The sequence below is a fragment of the Carboxylicivirga sp. M1479 genome (genome assembly GCF_007097485.1).
Classification (GTDB): domain Bacteria; phylum Bacteroidota; class Bacteroidia; order Bacteroidales; family Marinilabiliaceae; genus Carboxylicivirga.
This window is the reverse complement of sequence record NZ_VKDE01000003.1, coordinates 146464-163576: the sequence shown is the minus strand read 5'-3', so window position 1 is coordinate 163576 and position 17113 is coordinate 146464. Positions and strand designations below refer to the sequence as shown.

Here is a 17113-nt window from a genome sequence, read left to right as displayed (position 1 = left end):
AGCTTACCTCAAAAAGGCAAGCTCTTCCATCACTTCTGAAAAACTAAAGTTTAATTAACATATGATGCTTCAATTAAAAACTCCAAACTCTTTTTTACACTAACCAAGGGCTCATAACTATAACGCTCCACCTCTACTATTATCTCTTTCATACCTGCTTTCTTTTTCAACTTAAACACAGATTCAAAATCCATCTTTCCACTTTCACCAAGCTCTTTTTCATCCTTGACGTGCCACAGTTCAAAACGCCCAGGATAGTTCTCGAAATATTGAGCGGCCTCTTTGCCACCCACCATTATCCAATACAGGTCTAATTGAAACATCACCTTTTCAGGATCCGTATTTTTTAGCATGTAATCGTATCGAATATGGCCATCTACTTCGCCAAACTCCTTATCGTGATTGTGATATCCAAAACGAATACCTTTGGCATTGCACTTATCGCCCACTTGATTAAAGTAATCGCAATAACGTTTGAGGTCTGCCAGTGAGCCATATCCTTTTTTATCCATAAATGGCTGAACAAGGTACGTAACACCTGCTTTAGCGTGCGCTTCAATACATTCGTCCCACCACGCCATAACTGTGTCCCAATCCTCTTTTTCGGGTAATGCTTTACCACAGTGCGATGCGGTAAATTGCAAGCCATTAGCGTTCAACAGTTTTTTGAAATCCTGTGGCTCCATACCGTAGAATTTACCATCGGCATAACCTGCTGCCTCAATAAAGGTGTAGCCCATATTACCCAATTGCTTAATGGTACCATCTGCATCCGTTTTCATGTTATCACGAACCGACCACAATTGAATTCCAATGTTCTTTTTCACCTCTTGAGCTCTTATATTGATTGTAGGCATTGAAACCAATAGAATGCCTAAGACTAAAGCAAAACGCATCATAACTCCTTTATTTTAATATTTCTGAACCACACATCATCACCATGATCCTGAAGACCAATGTATCCCTCTGAAGCCACATCGGCCCATGTTGGGTTAAGCGATGGAAACTTACTACCTGCCACCAACTTGTTCCACTCCGGTGTCCACAGGTGGTATTCAACCACTGTTTCTCCATTTTGGATGTGCCATACAGAACCTTTGTAAACCTTAATCTCTACCGTATTCCACTCTCCAGCTGTCTTAGCGTTTTGAGGCACAGCGGGGTACAAATCGTACAATGAACCAGCTTGACGATTGCCAGCAATTCCCGCCTTGGCATCAGGATGTTTTTCATTGTCCAGCACTTGCATTTCCGGTGCTGTCTTCCAGATATAATCCAGTGAGTCGCTCTCCTGACCTAAATAAAATATACCAGAGTTTCCTCCTTCAGATATTTTCCACTCAAGTTTCAAGTGAAAATTCCCAAACATCTTATCGCCATAAATAATATCGCCACGGTCTTTTCCTCCCGCTTCACCACGTCCCGAACCAGGACAATGGATTGTTCCATCTTCAGTTATATCCCATCCATCAGGAAATGTAGTTTTGCCATAATTACGCCAACCATCAGACGTTTTGCCATCAAACAACAACTGCCATCCATCGGCTTTCTCTTCTTTACTTAGTGTATTTATCTCTTGTGATTTATCACAGCACGATGACATCACCGCTAACATTAATCCAACTATTAATAGGTATTTCATATTATTGCTTTTAAGATTCATATTAACAAAACTAAACCTCCCCACCTGTCGGCACCCAGCTTATAAAGAAGGGGAATTATGGCACTACTCTCCTCCTTTTCAAGGAGGAGTACCTCGCTTTAAGCGAGGGGAGGTGGTTGTTTCACTATATTAAGCAGGCATTTCGGGTAAAGTCCAGCCGTCGCGGTACTTATGCTTGATAAGCTCCTGGGCAAAGGCATTGGCATTAACGGGCTTGGTCCATTCTTTATCAAAAGTAGGATGCCCATCGTGAATTTTAAAACCATCACTGATGACTGTTTTAATCGTTTCATCATCGCCAATGTTCGTAAAACGCATATTCTCGCCATCCCATTCGAGCTCTTTATTAAGTGACTGCAAACGCACGGCCAACACCCCCATAACCACCATCTCATTAAATGGACCTGCCTCACTAAATGGAGATAAGGTTTCTGTACGCGAACCAGGTGTCTCTTTACAAGCTCTTACCCAATCCATTTCATGACTTATGCTGATGCGTGGTTCTGATTTAGGAACATCAGGCACACGACCAGATAGCAACCAAGGGTCGCGACCGTAACATCCGCATACCAAAGTATCTTTTGAACCATGAAAGAGTACTCCTCCACCTTGATTATTCATGTCCTTTCCTGCAGGCCAGCCATCAGGCTTCAATGGTTGTAAACCACCATCGTACCAATGCACTTCCACTTCAGGCATGGCTACTTTAGCAAGTGCCTTACGCTTTGGAAATACCAATCGCACTTTTTGTGCAACAGGCGCTGCATCAGTCAACAATAACGAAGAGCTACCCTGTGCCTTAGTAGGATATCCCAGTTTAAGACCTTTAAAAACAGGGTGCAAGATATGACATGCCATATCGCCCAATGCTCCGGTACCGAAATCCCACCAGCCACGAAAGTTCCATGGTGTATAAATCTCATTAAATGGTCGCATTTTAGCTGGACCAACAAATAAATCCCAATTGAAAGTATCCGGAATAGGCTGCTCCTCTGTTGGCCTGTTTAAGCCCTGTGGCCATATTGGACGATCGGTAAACGCTTCTACTTTACGTATCTCACCAATCTCGCCATTCTGAATCCATTCAGTTGTTAAAGCCACCCCTTCACCAGATGCACCCTGGTTACCCATTTGAGTAGCCACCTGATGTTTAGCGGCTAATTTCGTTAGCAAGCGCGATTCATAAACCGTGTGTGTTAAAGGCTTTTCAACATATACGTGTTTACCCATGGTGATGGCTGTAGCTGCAATAATGGCATGGGTATGATCAGCTGTTGCCACCACAACGCCATCAATATCATCACCCATTTCGTCAAACATTTGGCGCCAGTCCCAATACTGCTTGGCCTTTGGAAAGTAGGCAAAGCATGATTTAGCATATTTCCAATCCACATCGCAAAGTGCTACTATGTTCTCACTTTCCATAGCTTTTAGTACACCAAAACCTCTTCCGCCAACGCCAACGCCAGCAATATTTAACTTGTCATTTTTTGATTTTTTACGTTTTTGTGCTGCTGCCATAGAAGGCATCATTACCAAACCGGCTGTAGCTATTCCTGCGTTGGCTAAAAATTGACGCCGATCCATTTCAAGCCGTTTTTTGTTATTGTTCATGTTTTAAAATTAAGGGTGATTAATAATCGGGTTTATAGGGTACTTATATAATCTGTTCTTTTTCAGCATCCCAGTAGACTTTTCGGTTTTCGCGATAAGCAATGGTTGCCATGTGTGCAGTTATGGCCTCTTCAAAGGCCTGATCGATATCACAGCTCGGTTGCTTGTTAGCTCTAATTCCATCTAACCATTCTTTTATATGCAGATGAGCTGTATTAACTCGTTTACCCTGTACATGGGTGTATAGTAAACCACGACTGGCAAAATATTGCTCTGTGGCCGACGTGGTGCCATCCAAAGTATTTCGTCCTGGTTCATAGGTAATCATCGGCTCATCTGGCTTTATTAATCCAGCATTAAGCTGTTTTCTGTATTGGGTCGATTGACTATCAGGATATATCTCCAGTTTATTTTCCATCCTCATGGTGCCATCGTGACCCATTATTACCTTTCCACGATAATTATCGTTGGCCAAAGATGCACTGTAAATCAATGTTAATTCACGATCAGGATATTCAAACACCGACTGAAACACATCTGGCACCTCACGCCCATCTTTGTAATAATAAATACCGCCAGAAGCAACGGCCGAGTGAGGAATTCCCAATTGCAACACCTGGTTGATGGCATCGTATTCATGGGTTAGTAAATCGCCTCCCAGGCCAGTACCGTAATCCCACCAGCATCTCCAACGGAAAAAGCGTTCGGCACTAAACGGATGATCATTCGTTGGCTCCACAAACTGTTGCCAATCTATTGTTTTTTCATTCGCCTGGTGATGAATGGGGTACACCCAAGCTCCATTGGGATCATTACGGTTGGTACAAACCTCAATCAACGATATCTTGCCCAGAATATTTCTATCGATCAATTGCTTGGCCTTGTTAAAGCTGGCGGTTTGGCGGCCTTGATGCCCCAGTTGAAATACAACACCTGAGGTCTTTACCGCCTCTCTTAGTGCAAAAGCTTCATCAGCTGTCCGGGTTAATCCTTTCTCTATGTAAATATGCTTTCCTGCTTTGGCGGCATCAATGCCCATTTGTGCATGCCAGTGGTCGGGCGTAGCAATAATAACGGCATCTATATCATCCGATTTTAGTAAGTCGCGGTAGTTTTTATAACGCTTTACCTGAGGTGATACTTCATCAATGACGGTAGCCTTAACTGCATTACTGGCAGAGAACATGGCCTCCTCGGCATGTACATCAAAAATATCGCAAACGCCCCTTATTTCAATATTTAAATCATCCTGAGCCATATAATCACCAAAACGCGTATCGGTTTTATTGCTTAAAGACTGATCGTGCCAATGCTTTACCTTATTGGGATGAGCAAAACCTGCCGCTTCGAGCAAATATCTGCCACGGCCACCTGCTCCAATGATTCCTAATCGAATGGTATGACCACCTTTGGATGATAGCCTATCGGGTTCATCGTAAAGGTTCAAACCCAAGTCGTCAGCTATGTTATATTTTTGTTGCTTCTGATGTTCTATCTTTTTTAAAACCCCATATCCCAAAGCACCTAGTACAGGTACAGTTGCTAATGTTTTAACAACATCTCTTCTTGTGAATTTCTTCGCATCATCACCCATCACTAACCTTTTTTGTAAAATATGAAACGATCAAGACCAATAACCCGACTGGTGGGGAATAGGTACAACACAAAAAGCACACTGATGAATATCAAATTCTTATCGACCCACAGTGTATTTTCATTGGAAAGAAGCACTTCATTGACATGAATTAAGGGTGGGTGTGCCAAATAATACAAGCTAATAAGGAGAACTCCCATTAGTGAAGAAAAACGGCCTAACAAACCTAGAACATGCGCCAAACCAATGGCAATTAGACCCCATATATTAAGTAGATTAATTACATCTACTAGCGCCGAGTTATCGGCAATACCAATAAAGAAATCACTTAAGAATCCCTGTGAGCTTTTTAAATAGCCAAATGATGACCAGTGAGGGCTGAACAACTTAGCCAGCCCCTCGTAGAGCAGGTACCAACCAAGAAGAATGCGAAGCGCAACCATGGAATACAATTGCGGTGCACTTAGCTGCTTAGGAAAATTCATCATACATTATATATTTCTAATTATTTTATTCAAAATCACCAGAAAACTCAATGCAAACAAATACTATTCAATCAAATACCTGTACAATACAGATTCTTTGAACACAAATTACAACCTCACGCTATCTTCTCATTCCAACCTTAACTCTTTCTAAAATAATATGTTTGTAAGTTACCTTAATTTAAACTTGACTCCAATTTACAAAAACAGAACAATTATCTGTTGACTACCTAATCAACAGATAATTTAATCGTTTTCTTAATCTGGTTAGATGCTGTTCCGATCATAAGTTGATAGCTTCCTTTTTCCAAATTCCAATCTCCCTTGGTTTCATCATAAAAGGCAAAGGTGTTGACAGGAACGGTGATCTCTACCTGCTTACTCTCTTCTGCATTCAAATTCACCTTTTTAAAAGCCTTTAGCTCCTTAACAGGTCGCATCACCGATGAATTTTCATCATGAACATACACTTGAATGACTTCAGCACCATCAACATCTCCAACATTACTGATTTGAACAGTCAATTTTATCTCATCATCAGCACCATAAACTGTTTTATCAGTTGTTGCTTCATTAATCTTAAAGGAGGTATATGACAAACCATAACCAAAGGCATACAGAGGTTTGATCTTTTTTGTATCGTGCCAACGGTATCCCACTAAAATATCTTCTTTATACACCTGCTTTTCGCCATCTCCAGGATATGACAATTCATCAAAAGCATGGGCTCCATTATCTTCAAGACTTACAGGAAAAGTAAATGGCAGTTTACCTGATGGATTGATATCACCCGAAAGCACATCGGCCAAAGCATAACCTGTTTCACTACCCAGGTACCACGCCTGCACAATGGCTTTAGCTTTTGATTGCCAAGGCATGGCCACAGCATTTCCACTCACTAAAATGACTGCAACATTTTTATTTACAGCCATTAGCTCACTCAATAACTCATCTTGTCCAAAAGGTAAATTTAAACCCTCACGATCGCCGTTTTCACAGTCTTGCTCATGGTTTTTATTTAAGCCACCAACAAACAAAACAATATCTGCCTGCTGTGCTACTTTTACAGCGGCCTGCTTTAATGAATCGGCATCTAGCTCAGATGGGATAACTCTTCCGTATTGCGATGGCCCCGATGCGTAACCCATTGAATGGATGATGTTGGCATTTACAAAGCGCTCTTGCAAACCTTGTAGGGGCGAAATTTCATGTACCGTTTTTAATTCCGATGAACCACCTCCAACGGTCATCATACGGGTTGCATTCTCTCCTATCACAGCAATGGTTTGCTTCGTATCAGGATTTAATGGAAAAAAGTTTTTGTTATTCTTTAATAAAACGATGCCCTCTTGAGCTACCTCACGAGCAACTGCAAAATGTTCTTCATTGGCTTTTCTGCCAAACGGACGCGACTTATCCATGTTGGTGCGATACATTAAACGAAGGATTCGGCGCACTTTATCATCCACAACACTTTCATCGATTTCACCACTTTTAATCATCTCTAAAAACGGTTTGGCCAAATAATAATGATCATAGGCATTTTCGGTAGATGACGTTAAACCATCTGTTCCCGTTCCCATTTCAATATCTAAACCATAAAGAGCAGCCTCTTTTGTATCATGTGCACTACCCCAATCGGTAACCACCACACCATCAAATTCCCAATCGCTCTTTAATATATCGTTCATCAGCACTTTGTGATGACTCGTATGTTGACCATTGTACTTATTGTAAGCACCCATAATTGACCATACACCTCCCTCTTGAACAGCTGCTTTAAAGGCTGGAAGATAAATTTCATGTAAAGCCCTATCGCTAACGTTAACATCAATATGGGCTCTCCATACTTCCTGGTTATTGAGCACATAATGCTTTACACATGCCGCCACACCATTGGTTTGAACGCCCTGGATATATGGCACACACATAATAGAGGCGAGATAAGGATCCTCACCCATGTATTCGAAATTACGACCGTTAAGTGGTGTTCGATAAATGTTAACACCCGGTCCCAATAAAATATCTTTTTTACGATAACGTGCTTCTTCCCCTACTGCAACGCCATATTTATAAGCCAATTCGGGATTAAAAGTTGATGCCAAACACGTTAATGCAGGAAAAGCAGTACACGAATCATTGGTCCAGCCAGCATGATTCCAGCTATCCCATTCAATTTCTGCCCGCACACCATGCGGACCATCCGACATCCATATTTCTGGTATTCCCAATCGTTCTACTCCAGGAGAGCTAAACTTTGATTGAGCATGACACATCTTCACTTTTTCTTCAAGTGTTAGTTGCTTGATTATGTCATCAATCGCTGATTCAACATCGACATTGGTATTTTGTGCCGATAAACTTAGGGTGCTAATAAAAAGCGCAAACGTTAAGAAGTACTTCATCTGTAATTAATTGAAAAGGTATAGGGTCGAAGATATGCAATAGTGTACAAAATACACTAAATAGATTCTTAATAATTCTTAAATAGGCAGAGAATTATTATTTTAACACTTAAGAAGCGTATAAAAATTGAGTTCGGCATAAAAAGGAATCTGCGATAATTCTTTTAATAAGCCTTAATTTCCGGTGCGACTATGAGACTTAATAGTCTCTACCGAACTCAATTTTTAAATTTATTTTAATTCAAATTCACTCGTTAAACCTTCTACAGAACTCGTTCCAACCATTACACCAAAGTCACCAGGTTCAACAACAAACTCCCCTTGCCCATTATAAAAACCAAGCTCTTTCTCACTCAAGGTAAAAACAACTTTATACGTTTGTGATGGCTCTAAACTAATTTTTTCAAACCCTTTCAACTCTTTTACAGGACGAACAACACTGGCTACTTTATCGTGCAGGTACAATTGCACTACTTCTTCACCTACTCTATCACCACTGTTTGTCACCACTACACTCACCTCAACTTTACGCCCTTCCAGAACGTTAATGTTTAAATCTGTGTAGTCAAATTTCGTATAGCTTAAACCGTAACCAAATGGATACAATGGCTTTTCGCTTTCATCCATATAGTGGGGCCAAAATACTTCGGTTTTAGGACCAGGACGACCAGAACTATATTGATTGTAATAAATAGGCACCTGACCTACATGGCGAGGAAAAGTCATTGGCAGTTTACCTGCCGGATTGTACTCACCAAACAGTACCTGCGCAACAGCATGACCCGTTTGAGTTCCCAACTGCCATGCCTCAACGATGGCAGGCACATGTTCATCGGCCCAGGTAATTGTTAATGGACGACCATTCATCAACACCAAAACGATGTTTTTATTCACTTTATAAACCGCTTCCAACAACTCTTGCTGAACGCCAGGTAAACCAAGATTGGCTCTTCCACGTCCTTCGCCACTGTGCAAGCCATGCTCACCCAATACCATTACAACAACTTCTGATTGTTTTGCTAAGGCTATCGCTTCTTTAAAGCCCGATTTGTCCGTTGTGTTAATCTCTAACTCAACAGGAAAAGCTGTTGGACCAGTTACTAACTCGGCACCTTCGGCATATTTATAATTAACACCGTAAGCATCCAATCCTTCCAGTACCGAGATAGCTGTATTATCTTCACCAGCCATACGCCAGTTACCCAAAGGACTATCCTTGTCATCTGCCAAAGTACCAATTACAGCAATCTTTTTTTGCTCCTTTGCAAGTGGAAGAACATTATTTTCATTCTTTAAAAGTACGATCGACCTTTTCGCCATATCCAAAGCTGCCGCCATATGATCAGCATGATAAATCAATTCTTTCTCACGCGTTTCATCACAATATTTAAAAGGATCATCGAACAGGCCTAGTTCATACTTTACCCTTAATACACGCTTTACAGCCTCATCAATGGTTGACTCTTTTACTTTACCAGCTTCAACTAATTTCACCAAGTGCTTAATGTTAGCGTACGACTCCATGTCCATATCAGAACCTCCGTTAGTAGCCAATTCAGCCACATGCTCCAAGTCTTTAGCATAACCATGGGCAATCATTTCAGCACCACTACTCCAGTCGGAAATAACGAAACCATCGAAGCCCCACTCACCTTTTAGTATGTCGCGCTGCAAGAATTTATTAGCCGTAGCAGGTATCCCGTTGATGATATTAAAGGAGTTCATAAATGTTTTTACATCCGCCTCGTCAATAGCTGCTTTAAACGGAGGAAAAATAACGTTGTGCAAAGTTACTGTTCCTACATCAACCGTATTATAATCCATGCCCGCTTCGGCAAATCCATACCCAGCAAAATGCTTAGCGCAGGCAGCAATGGTATTATGCGCACTCAAGTCATCGCCCTGAAATCCGTTTATACGTGCCACACCAATGCGTGAACCTAAGTATGTGTCTTCGCCAGCGCCTTCCATTACACGTCCCCAGCGTGCATCACGCGATATATCAACCATGGGAGCAAATGTCCAGTTGATGCCTTCTGCCGATGCCTCAATGGCCGCTATACGAGCAGATTTCTCAATGGCTTCCAAATCCCAAGAGGCCGCCTCTGCCAATGGAATTGGCGATAATGTTTTGTGACCATGAATAACGTCGAACCCAAATATCATGGGAATACCCAGCCTTGAGCTATCTACTGCTAAAGATTGCATTTTTCGAACTTCATTAGCACCACGCACGTTCAACATGGATCCTACCCAACCACTCTTTATGTGCTCATATTTATTTTTAGCATCACCTTCCGCAGGAGCAGGCCCGGTTACATCGTAAAAACCATTATACTGATTCATCTGACCAACCTTTTCTTCAAGCGTCATTTGAGCCAGTAAATTCTCTACTTTTACGTCAATCTCATCCTTACCACTTGGTTGTGAATCACAAGCCAATAAGAATAATTGGCAGCAAACCAATAACATCAAGAATCGTCCTTTATTCATTGTTCTATATTTTAGTTTATTCATTCACTATTTTTGATACACCCTTACATAATCAACCAGCATCTCGCAAGGAAAAATATCATCATCGACACCGTGCTTACCACCCCAATTACCGCCTACAGCGAGGTTTAAGAGTAGGTGAAAGCGTTTATCGAAAGGCCACTGTGCCGAAGTTGCCTGCTCTTCCTTTCTAAAAACAAACACTTTTTCATGATCCAGGAAAAAGCTGCATTTATTCTTCGTCCACTCAACACTGTACACATGAAATTCATGTTCGGCATTTGGCATGTAAACAGCCTTTGCTTTATGCGTTCCCTTTAAATGGTTGTAGGCGTCGGTATGAACGGTGAAATACACAGAATCTGGCTCATAACCAACATGCTCCATTATATCTATCTCACCACTTGCAGGCCACCCTCCATACTTCCAATCAGTTGGTAACATCCAAATGGCTGGCCAGGCACCTTTGCCTCCAGCTACTTTAGCTTTCACTTCAATACGGCCATATAACCAATCTCCTTTTCCTTTACTAATCAATCGCGCCGAGGTGTAAGGCTGATTAAATCCATCCTCTACACGAGCAGTAATGTGCAGGAGGCCATCCCTTACCTTTGCATTTTCCATCCGATTGGCCGTATAATGCTGTAATTCGTTATTACCCCACTGCCAAGCATTTCCCTCTGTGTCATAACTCCATTTTGTTGAATCAGGTAAGCCATCCACATCAAACTCATCGCTCCACACCAGCTCATAGCCTTTTTGGCTATTGCAGCTTGCCACCATGAAAATTAAAAGCAAAAAAGATATATACCTCATAACTTACTATTTGAGTTACATTAACGCCAACAACTGACTAACTAAAAGAACCAAAAACTCCATGTCGTTTAGATCATGAATGAAATGTTAGCATTTGAAATGTGCTTTTCAAACAAGCGCCTTACTTCGTTAAGTAATTGACTTGTCTATCGTTTAACCAAGCTAACAACATGTATGAGTTTTTGGCCTTAAAAAGAGCTCACGCCCTTGCTGAAAAGCACATTCTCATTTTTTTATTCCAATTGATACACCCGCACATACTCCACTTCCATGGTAGCTGGGAATATTATATCATCAACACCATTAACGCCACCATAATTACCTCCAACAGCAATATTTAAGAGGAAATAAAAAGGCTTATCGAAAGGCCAATTTTCTTCGGTAGCTTCATTTGGTTTCCTATATGTTAAGATCACGTTTTCGACATCATCACGATAAAAACGCAAAAAGCTTTCAGTCCAAATAACACCATAGTTATGAAACTCTTCTTCAGCCGTTTCTAAAGCCAAATGTCCTGAACCAATTGCATTACCTTGAGCATGATTATTACTTTCAATATGAATAGAGCTGGATGTTGTGTTAGGATCCCAGCTCACATATTCCATGATGTCCATTTCTCCGCACAAGGGCCAAGATGTACCATTTTGTATCGACTCACCCAACATCCAGATTGCCGGCCAAACACCAGGCCCTTTGTCTGCCGGCATTTTAGCACGCACTTCATAAATACCATAAGTAAATGCTGCTGTTGAATTTAAGCGAGCTGAAGTATAGTCACCTACTTTTTGTCCCTCACCAATTTTCTCAGCGATAATTTTTAATGTACCATCTGACACTTCAACGTTATCTCCATCGGTGTAATTTTGCCATTCGGCATTACCCCAACCGTGTTGACCTGTTTCAGATGACCATTTATCTCCTGATAAATTACTTCCATCGAACTCGTCATTCCAAACCATGGTGTAATGCGATAAAAACTCAGCATCATCTTCATCAACCGGAATTGTTTGCGACATGATTTTTTCATAATCTCCTGCCAACACTTTCAAGCCCACATTATAATCACCTTCGAATGGGTAGTATACCTCTACTCCTTGTCCATCATCCAGAAATTCCTGACCTTTAATTATCCAGATAGCATTATTGAAATTACCAGTTGTAGTATTATCTAGACGGTAAGTATTGGTTTTGCCTTCTATTTGCTCAAGAGAAATGGCAGCAGTAAACACATCTTGATCGATGCTTATCTGTTTCGTTATTTTCTTGTTATCCGCTAAGTCAGATGCACTTCCCCATATAGTTAAAGTCACTTCAAAAGTTCCTTTTTCGGGATAAAAACTTTGTTGACTTGAGTTAGTGATAGGTTCACGATCTGTGCGATCGCCATTACCATAATCCCATCTCCAGAAATAATGATCCCCTTGTGTGGTATTTTCAAACACTATTACGTTAGCATCATTTGGATGTTGACTAAATTCAAAATTGGGCACATATGAACTTTGTGGGTCATCATTACTACACCCACACAAACCAACTATTAACACTAAAACGGCAAACCTAAATACTGTTTGTATCATTGTTTTATTGAATTGTAATACGATTAATATGAGAGTTTAAACGCCTTAAGATTTGAACCGCCAGATTCAAACTTTATCCTCAACACGGTTTTACCCTTAGGCATCTTTATATTCTTTATCAATGTGCTTTCCCATTTCGATTCATCTTTTGTTGATGGCAATACAATATTGGAGGCTACAATATCTCCATTAACGCTAACTGAGATAGCTCCGCTCTCTGCAGAGGCCGATGACAATAACTCCATCGTATATTTTTTAGCCTCTTCACTATTCAAAGTATATTGCAACCACTCTCCCGCTTCAGTCCATCCCACATAATACCCATCCTCACTTTTGCCAATATCCACACCATCATTTCGGTATTGATTACCCGTATTCCACTTCGACCATTTAGTAGCACCTTCGTGAATATTTTCCGACAAATTATCTTTATAGGCAAAGCCCTCTTTACCCAAATCATAATCTACACATTGAATCCAATCGCCGCAAAGGTGCGTTTTATAAGCCTGGGTATGTTGACTGTTATCGCCACCATTGAGAGCGAAAATAACATCTGGAGCAATGGTACAGTTCTCAATCATATGCGCTTTGGCATAGTCCATTACAGCCTCATAAGTCTTATCAGCTGACAATGGCTCGTTACCTTCTTTCCACGAATCTAATAATTCGTAATAATTTTCATTGGTGTTTACTTTTAATACATTGTTTAGGCGACTCTTTTTTACGGGCCACCACGACCAACCAATGTGATTTTTTTCAAATAATTCTATTGCCTCAGCAAACCAGTGATTAGAATTTTCACCCGATTCACTCATCCATAAAGGCATGTTGTATTGCTCGCGCATATCAAGCGCCCATTGAATAGAATTTTGGTGATTGCTATTCCAGTATTTATGAAAGGTTAATACCGTATTAGTATCCAAAGTACTTAATGGATGATTCTCAAAACCGTTATAATTATTTCCCCAACAGTTGCCGGATATGTATATTATATGCTGTTGGTCTACTTGTCTTATTGCTTCCGTTAATCGCTGATGCAAATCCCACAAGGGTTTGTTCGTTTTGCAATTGCAGCCATTTTGATTCTGGGTATTTCCATCCACATCCCAGTTGGTTTCATTAATTACATCATAACCACCTACCCAAGGTGAATCTTTATAGCGTTCTGCTATCTTAACCCAAAGGGCAACTAACTTATCCTGGTTATCAACACTCTCCCACAAGGAAGGCAGAGAAGGATCGTAATCACTGATATTGGCATCTTTTCCTTGTCCACCAGGGGCACCATGCATATCCAAAATAACATACATTTGGTTGGCTTCGCACCACGAAACCAGTTCATCCAACATATTAAAACCTTCGTCTAGCCAGGTAGCACTGAGTGTACCATCAGCATTTCTAATCTCTTGTTCTATAGGAAGTGTAAACCATTTATAATGCAGGGCTGGTCGAACAGCATTAAAGCCCCATGCTTTCATTGAGTCCACGTCAGTCTTTGTAAAATGATGCTCTAACCAAAAGTCATAAAACTCATTGGTTTTATCCGTTCCCATTGTTTCATTTAACTTCTCTCTGAATTGCGTATGTGTATTGATACCTGCGTCGGTAGATTGCATCATATATCCCTCTTGTATCATCCAATTACCAGTACCGATACTGCGGATAATAAAAGGTCCCTCTTCATTAACGATTTGCGTATCATCGACGCGCAAAAAACCTTGTGATTGAACGGGCAATACAATCCTAAGAACTAGTAAAAAAACAAGAACTACTCGTATCATTTGGGAAGATAAATTAGAAAAAAAATAAAGGGACTTTACTTTTGCTGTAAAGCCCCTTTATCAGCAATCAATTGTTAATTAAATCTATTGTTGTGGCACAAATACCCATGTCCAACCTGTTGCCCAGGCAGCATTAGGTACGTGTAATACCATTTTATCAGCAGTTAGTTCAACGATATCAAACACTCCTGCATTACCACCACCTTCCATTGAACCTAGCAAATTAGCAGGTCCTTCAATAGTGATTTTAGAGTAGTCTCCGTTAAATTTAAATTTACTGCCAGTTACTGGTTCTCCAGCTGCATCGGCATAGTAGGTATAGTTGGCATTACCTGACACATCAAAAACCATTTTACCTGCTGCATCGGCTGGCGGACAACACTCACCACCGGCGTTCCACCATACACCCCATGGGTTTGTTGGGTCAGACATAAACCACCAAAGACCTCCATCAGGTGCAGGTCCTCCATCAAAAACCCAGGTTTTACCAGCAAGATCATCACCCACCAAATAATAATAGGCATCAGGCAAACGTTCGTCTAACTGAGTAATTTCTACAGAAACTGTTTTTTGAACATATTCCGTTTCTGCCGGATTATTATTGGGCATATACGGTGTAGTGGCATAGTAGGTAAATTCATGCGTTCCAGTGAACGGAAATACTACCTCTACACGATCGGTATGTTTAACATCAAGGATATAATCCCAATAACCAATCACACCTTCAGTCTGCATTTGAATAGATAACTTATTACCGCCATTGGTTGCTTGCACAACTGCCAACTCAATGTTATCCGGATCAAAGCTATTGCTTAGAACATCTCTATCTTCAATGGGCTCACATGCTGAAAAGACTAACAGGAATGCCATCGTGATCAAACCTAATATTTTGCTAATTTTCATTTGACTAGATTTTAAAATTTACACTTGATTACCATCCTGGGTTGGCCTCATATACACCATTCGACAACCTAACTTCCGACTCCGGAATAGGCACTAAACCTTTGGTTTCGTTACGATAGCTAACACTATAAGAAGCATCAACACCTGAATTATTTACATTGGCTTCAACACCAAAATAATTTTTCCCAGTTTCAACATCACCCCAGCGAACCAAATCAAACCAACGAACACCTTCAAAAGCAAACTCATACATACGTTCGGTTTTAAGATTATCAATGTTGTAGTCTACCGGATCCAATCCTAAACGACCACGCACTGCATTAATACCAGCATTCGTTTCAGTTAATTCTGAGTGCATAAGCAAAACATCAGAGAAACGTAAGTAATAGAAATCTTGAGCTGCCCACAACTGCATTGGATCACCATGAACCATATTAAATAAATAGTAGAACATACCTTTCACACCATCGGCACCATTATGCTGAATAGTCGTATATTTCTTATTCACTAAACCAGTATTGTGGTCTCCTTTACCAATTCCCCAGCCATCTACACCTTGATCCGCATCTTTTGAATTCAAATCAATTACAGACCCTACTTTTCGTGGATCTTCTTCTGGCCATGTATCGTAGAATACATTGTGTACAGTACCCCAGCCCCAACCTTGTCCGAAAGGAACCATTGAGTGATCACGTATACCAAAGAACAATGGCACACGGTTATTAAACTTCTGACCTGTACCGTTATCAAAACCCCAGTCTCCCAGTCCAAAACGCATGGCAAACATCACCTCATTATTACCTGTTCCAATAGTTGAGTTAGGTCCATCCTGACCAACCCACTCTAAACCTTCAGCTTCAGCCCAAGGTAAAACAGGGTGCGTTCCTTCAGGATCAAAATCTCTTGCGTTTTGATTCACATGTGCATAAGGCCACAAATTTCTAAAATCACCTGCCAAAGCATAACCACTTCTATCGCGAATATCTTCCAAATGCGTAATCACCTCAGCTTTAGATATACTACCACCATCATATAAAGGCAATGCATCGGTAGCCTGCTTTTCAATATTGGTCATATAACCCGTATAAAATAAATAAGCACGAGCGATATAAGCCTTAGCAACCCAAACATTAGCATGCCCATAAGTATCTAAAGTATAGTCTCCAGAATTCTTTTCAGGCAGCAGATCAGCAGCTGCTTGGAAATCCGATGCTATAAAAGCCCATGTTTCAGATAAAGTAGAACGAGCTACCATACGATCGGCATCTGTAGTAGGAATAATTGGCATTCCACCGAAAAAGCGGGCTGCACGGAACATTAGGAATCCACGCATAAAATAGGCCTCTCCTAAAGTATTATTCTTGAACTCCTCTGCCTCTGCTGCTGTTTCAAAATATTGTGAAAAATCTCCTTCAAGCACTGACTCAATAACAGCATTAGCTCTACTAACACCATTATAGGTTTCTTTCCATAAATCACCATAAGTATCTTCCTGAGGATCAAGGAAACGATCGACATCTTTCGCACTCTTATCATCAGGACCACCGCCACCGAGCATTACATCACTCATCAGGTTGGCAGCCACATGTTCGTTACTATGTGGACTAGTCACAAACAAGGCATTGTAAACCCCATTCATGGCCTCCTCGATATCCGTTGGATTTCTGTAGAAAGTATCTAAGTTTTTCTCGTAAAGATTATCGGTATTTAAATGATCATCACAACTACTGATGAGAACCATAACACCAACAACCATTGTATATATTATTCTTTTCATAATTC

Annotated in this window: 12 protein-coding genes; all 12 read right to left on the bottom strand. The window is 40.8% G+C overall.

Annotated features, from left to right (window positions below):
* Nucleotides 1-50 precede the first annotated feature (50 nt).
* The 12 genes from FNN09_RS03525 to FNN09_RS03470 all read right to left on the bottom strand — a co-directional run bounded on the left by FNN09_RS03525 (nt 51) and on the right by FNN09_RS03470 (nt 17108).
* Entirely contained in the window at nt 51-899 is an 849-nt protein-coding gene (locus FNN09_RS03525) for a sugar phosphate isomerase/epimerase (RefSeq protein WP_255433994.1), read from the bottom strand.
* Nucleotides 896-1642 (bottom strand): DUF1080 domain-containing protein, encoded by a 747-nt coding sequence (locus tag FNN09_RS03520; RefSeq protein ID WP_255433993.1) that lies wholly within the window; start codon nt 1640-1642, stop codon nt 896-898. Before FNN09_RS03520 ends, FNN09_RS03525 begins: the two co-directional genes overlap by 4 nt.
* A 150-nt stretch (nt 1643-1792) precedes the next feature.
* Nucleotides 1793-3277, bottom strand: a complete 1485-nt coding sequence (locus tag FNN09_RS03515) for a Gfo/Idh/MocA family oxidoreductase (protein ID WP_221932411.1) — start codon at nt 3275-3277, stop codon at nt 1793-1795.
* Nucleotides 3278-3320: 43 nt separating this feature from the next.
* Nucleotides 3321-4871 (bottom strand): Gfo/Idh/MocA family protein, encoded by a 1551-nt coding sequence (locus tag FNN09_RS03510; RefSeq protein ID WP_143300098.1) that lies wholly within the window; start codon nt 4869-4871, stop codon nt 3321-3323.
* A 2-nt stretch (nt 4872-4873) separates the two neighbouring features.
* Nucleotides 4874-5359: a DoxX family membrane protein gene (locus FNN09_RS03505; protein ID WP_143300097.1), complete on the bottom strand. Its 486-nt coding sequence runs from the start codon at nt 5357-5359 to the stop codon at nt 4874-4876.
* 227 nt (nt 5360-5586) lie between these two features.
* Nucleotides 5587-7761, bottom strand: a complete 2175-nt coding sequence (locus FNN09_RS03500; RefSeq protein ID WP_143300096.1) for a glycoside hydrolase family 3 protein — start codon at nt 7759-7761, stop codon at nt 5587-5589.
* A gap of 231 nt (nt 7762-7992) precedes the next feature.
* A complete protein-coding gene (gene bglX / locus FNN09_RS03495) occupies nt 7993-10254 on the bottom strand; it encodes a beta-glucosidase BglX (RefSeq protein ID WP_143300095.1) in 2262 nt (753 codons plus the stop codon).
* Nucleotides 10255-10281: 27 nt separating this feature from the next.
* Complete coding sequence (locus FNN09_RS03490) at nt 10282-11070, bottom strand: family 16 glycosylhydrolase (RefSeq protein WP_143300094.1); 789 nt, start codon at nt 11068-11070, stop codon at nt 10282-10284.
* A gap of 233 nt (nt 11071-11303) precedes the next feature.
* Nucleotides 11304-12647 carry a family 16 glycosylhydrolase gene (locus tag FNN09_RS21315; RefSeq protein WP_221932410.1) on the bottom strand — a complete coding sequence of 448 codons (1344 nt, stop codon included), beginning with the start codon at nt 12645-12647 and terminating at the stop codon, nt 11304-11306.
* 23 nt (nt 12648-12670) lie between these two features.
* A complete protein-coding gene (locus FNN09_RS03480) occupies nt 12671-14428 on the bottom strand; it encodes a cellulase family glycosylhydrolase (RefSeq protein ID WP_143300093.1) in 1758 nt (585 codons plus the stop codon).
* Nucleotides 14429-14512: 84 nt separating this feature from the next.
* Nucleotides 14513-15331: a hypothetical protein gene (locus FNN09_RS03475; protein ID WP_143300092.1), complete on the bottom strand. Its 819-nt coding sequence runs from the start codon at nt 15329-15331 to the stop codon at nt 14513-14515.
* A 28-nt stretch (nt 15332-15359) separates the two neighbouring features.
* Nucleotides 15360-17108: a RagB/SusD family nutrient uptake outer membrane protein gene (locus tag FNN09_RS03470; RefSeq protein WP_143300091.1), complete on the bottom strand. Its 1749-nt coding sequence runs from the start codon at nt 17106-17108 to the stop codon at nt 15360-15362.
* Nucleotides 17109-17113: the final 5 nt, after the last annotated feature.

Excerpts from the sequence above, each read along its gene's own strand:
- FNN09_RS03525 (WP_255433994.1), bottom strand. The coding sequence starts at position 899 with ATGATGCGTTTTGCTTTAGTCTTAGGCATTCTATTGGTTTCAATGCCT.
- FNN09_RS03510 (WP_143300098.1), bottom strand. The coding sequence starts at position 4,871 with ATGGGTGATGATGCGAAGAAATTCACAAGAAGAGATGTTGTTAAAACA.
- FNN09_RS03470 (WP_143300091.1), bottom strand. The coding sequence starts at position 17,108 with ATGAAAAGAATAATATATACAATGGTTGTTGGTGTTATGGTTCTCATC.
- FNN09_RS03490 (WP_143300094.1), bottom strand. The coding sequence starts at position 11,070 with ATGAGGTATATATCTTTTTTGCTTTTAATTTTCATGGTGGCAAGCTGC.
- FNN09_RS03500 (WP_143300096.1), bottom strand. The coding sequence starts at position 7,761 with ATGAAGTACTTCTTAACGTTTGCGCTTTTTATTAGCACCCTAAGTTTA.
- FNN09_RS03520 (WP_255433993.1), bottom strand. The coding sequence starts at position 1,642 with ATGAAATACCTATTAATAGTTGGATTAATGTTAGCGGTGATGTCATCG.
- FNN09_RS03505 (WP_143300097.1), bottom strand. The coding sequence starts at position 5,359 with ATGATGAATTTTCCTAAGCAGCTAAGTGCACCGCAATTGTATTCCATG.
- FNN09_RS03475 (WP_143300092.1), bottom strand. The coding sequence starts at position 15,331 with ATGAAAATTAGCAAAATATTAGGTTTGATCACGATGGCATTCCTGTTA.
- FNN09_RS03480 (WP_143300093.1), bottom strand. The coding sequence starts at position 14,428 with ATGATACGAGTAGTTCTTGTTTTTTTACTAGTTCTTAGGATTGTATTG.
- FNN09_RS03515 (WP_221932411.1), bottom strand. The coding sequence starts at position 3,277 with ATGAACAATAACAAAAAACGGCTTGAAATGGATCGGCGTCAATTTTTA.
- bglX (WP_143300095.1), bottom strand. The coding sequence starts at position 10,254 with ATGAATAAAGGACGATTCTTGATGTTATTGGTTTGCTGCCAATTATTC.
- FNN09_RS21315 (WP_221932410.1), bottom strand. The coding sequence starts at position 12,647 with ATGATACAAACAGTATTTAGGTTTGCCGTTTTAGTGTTAATAGTTGGT.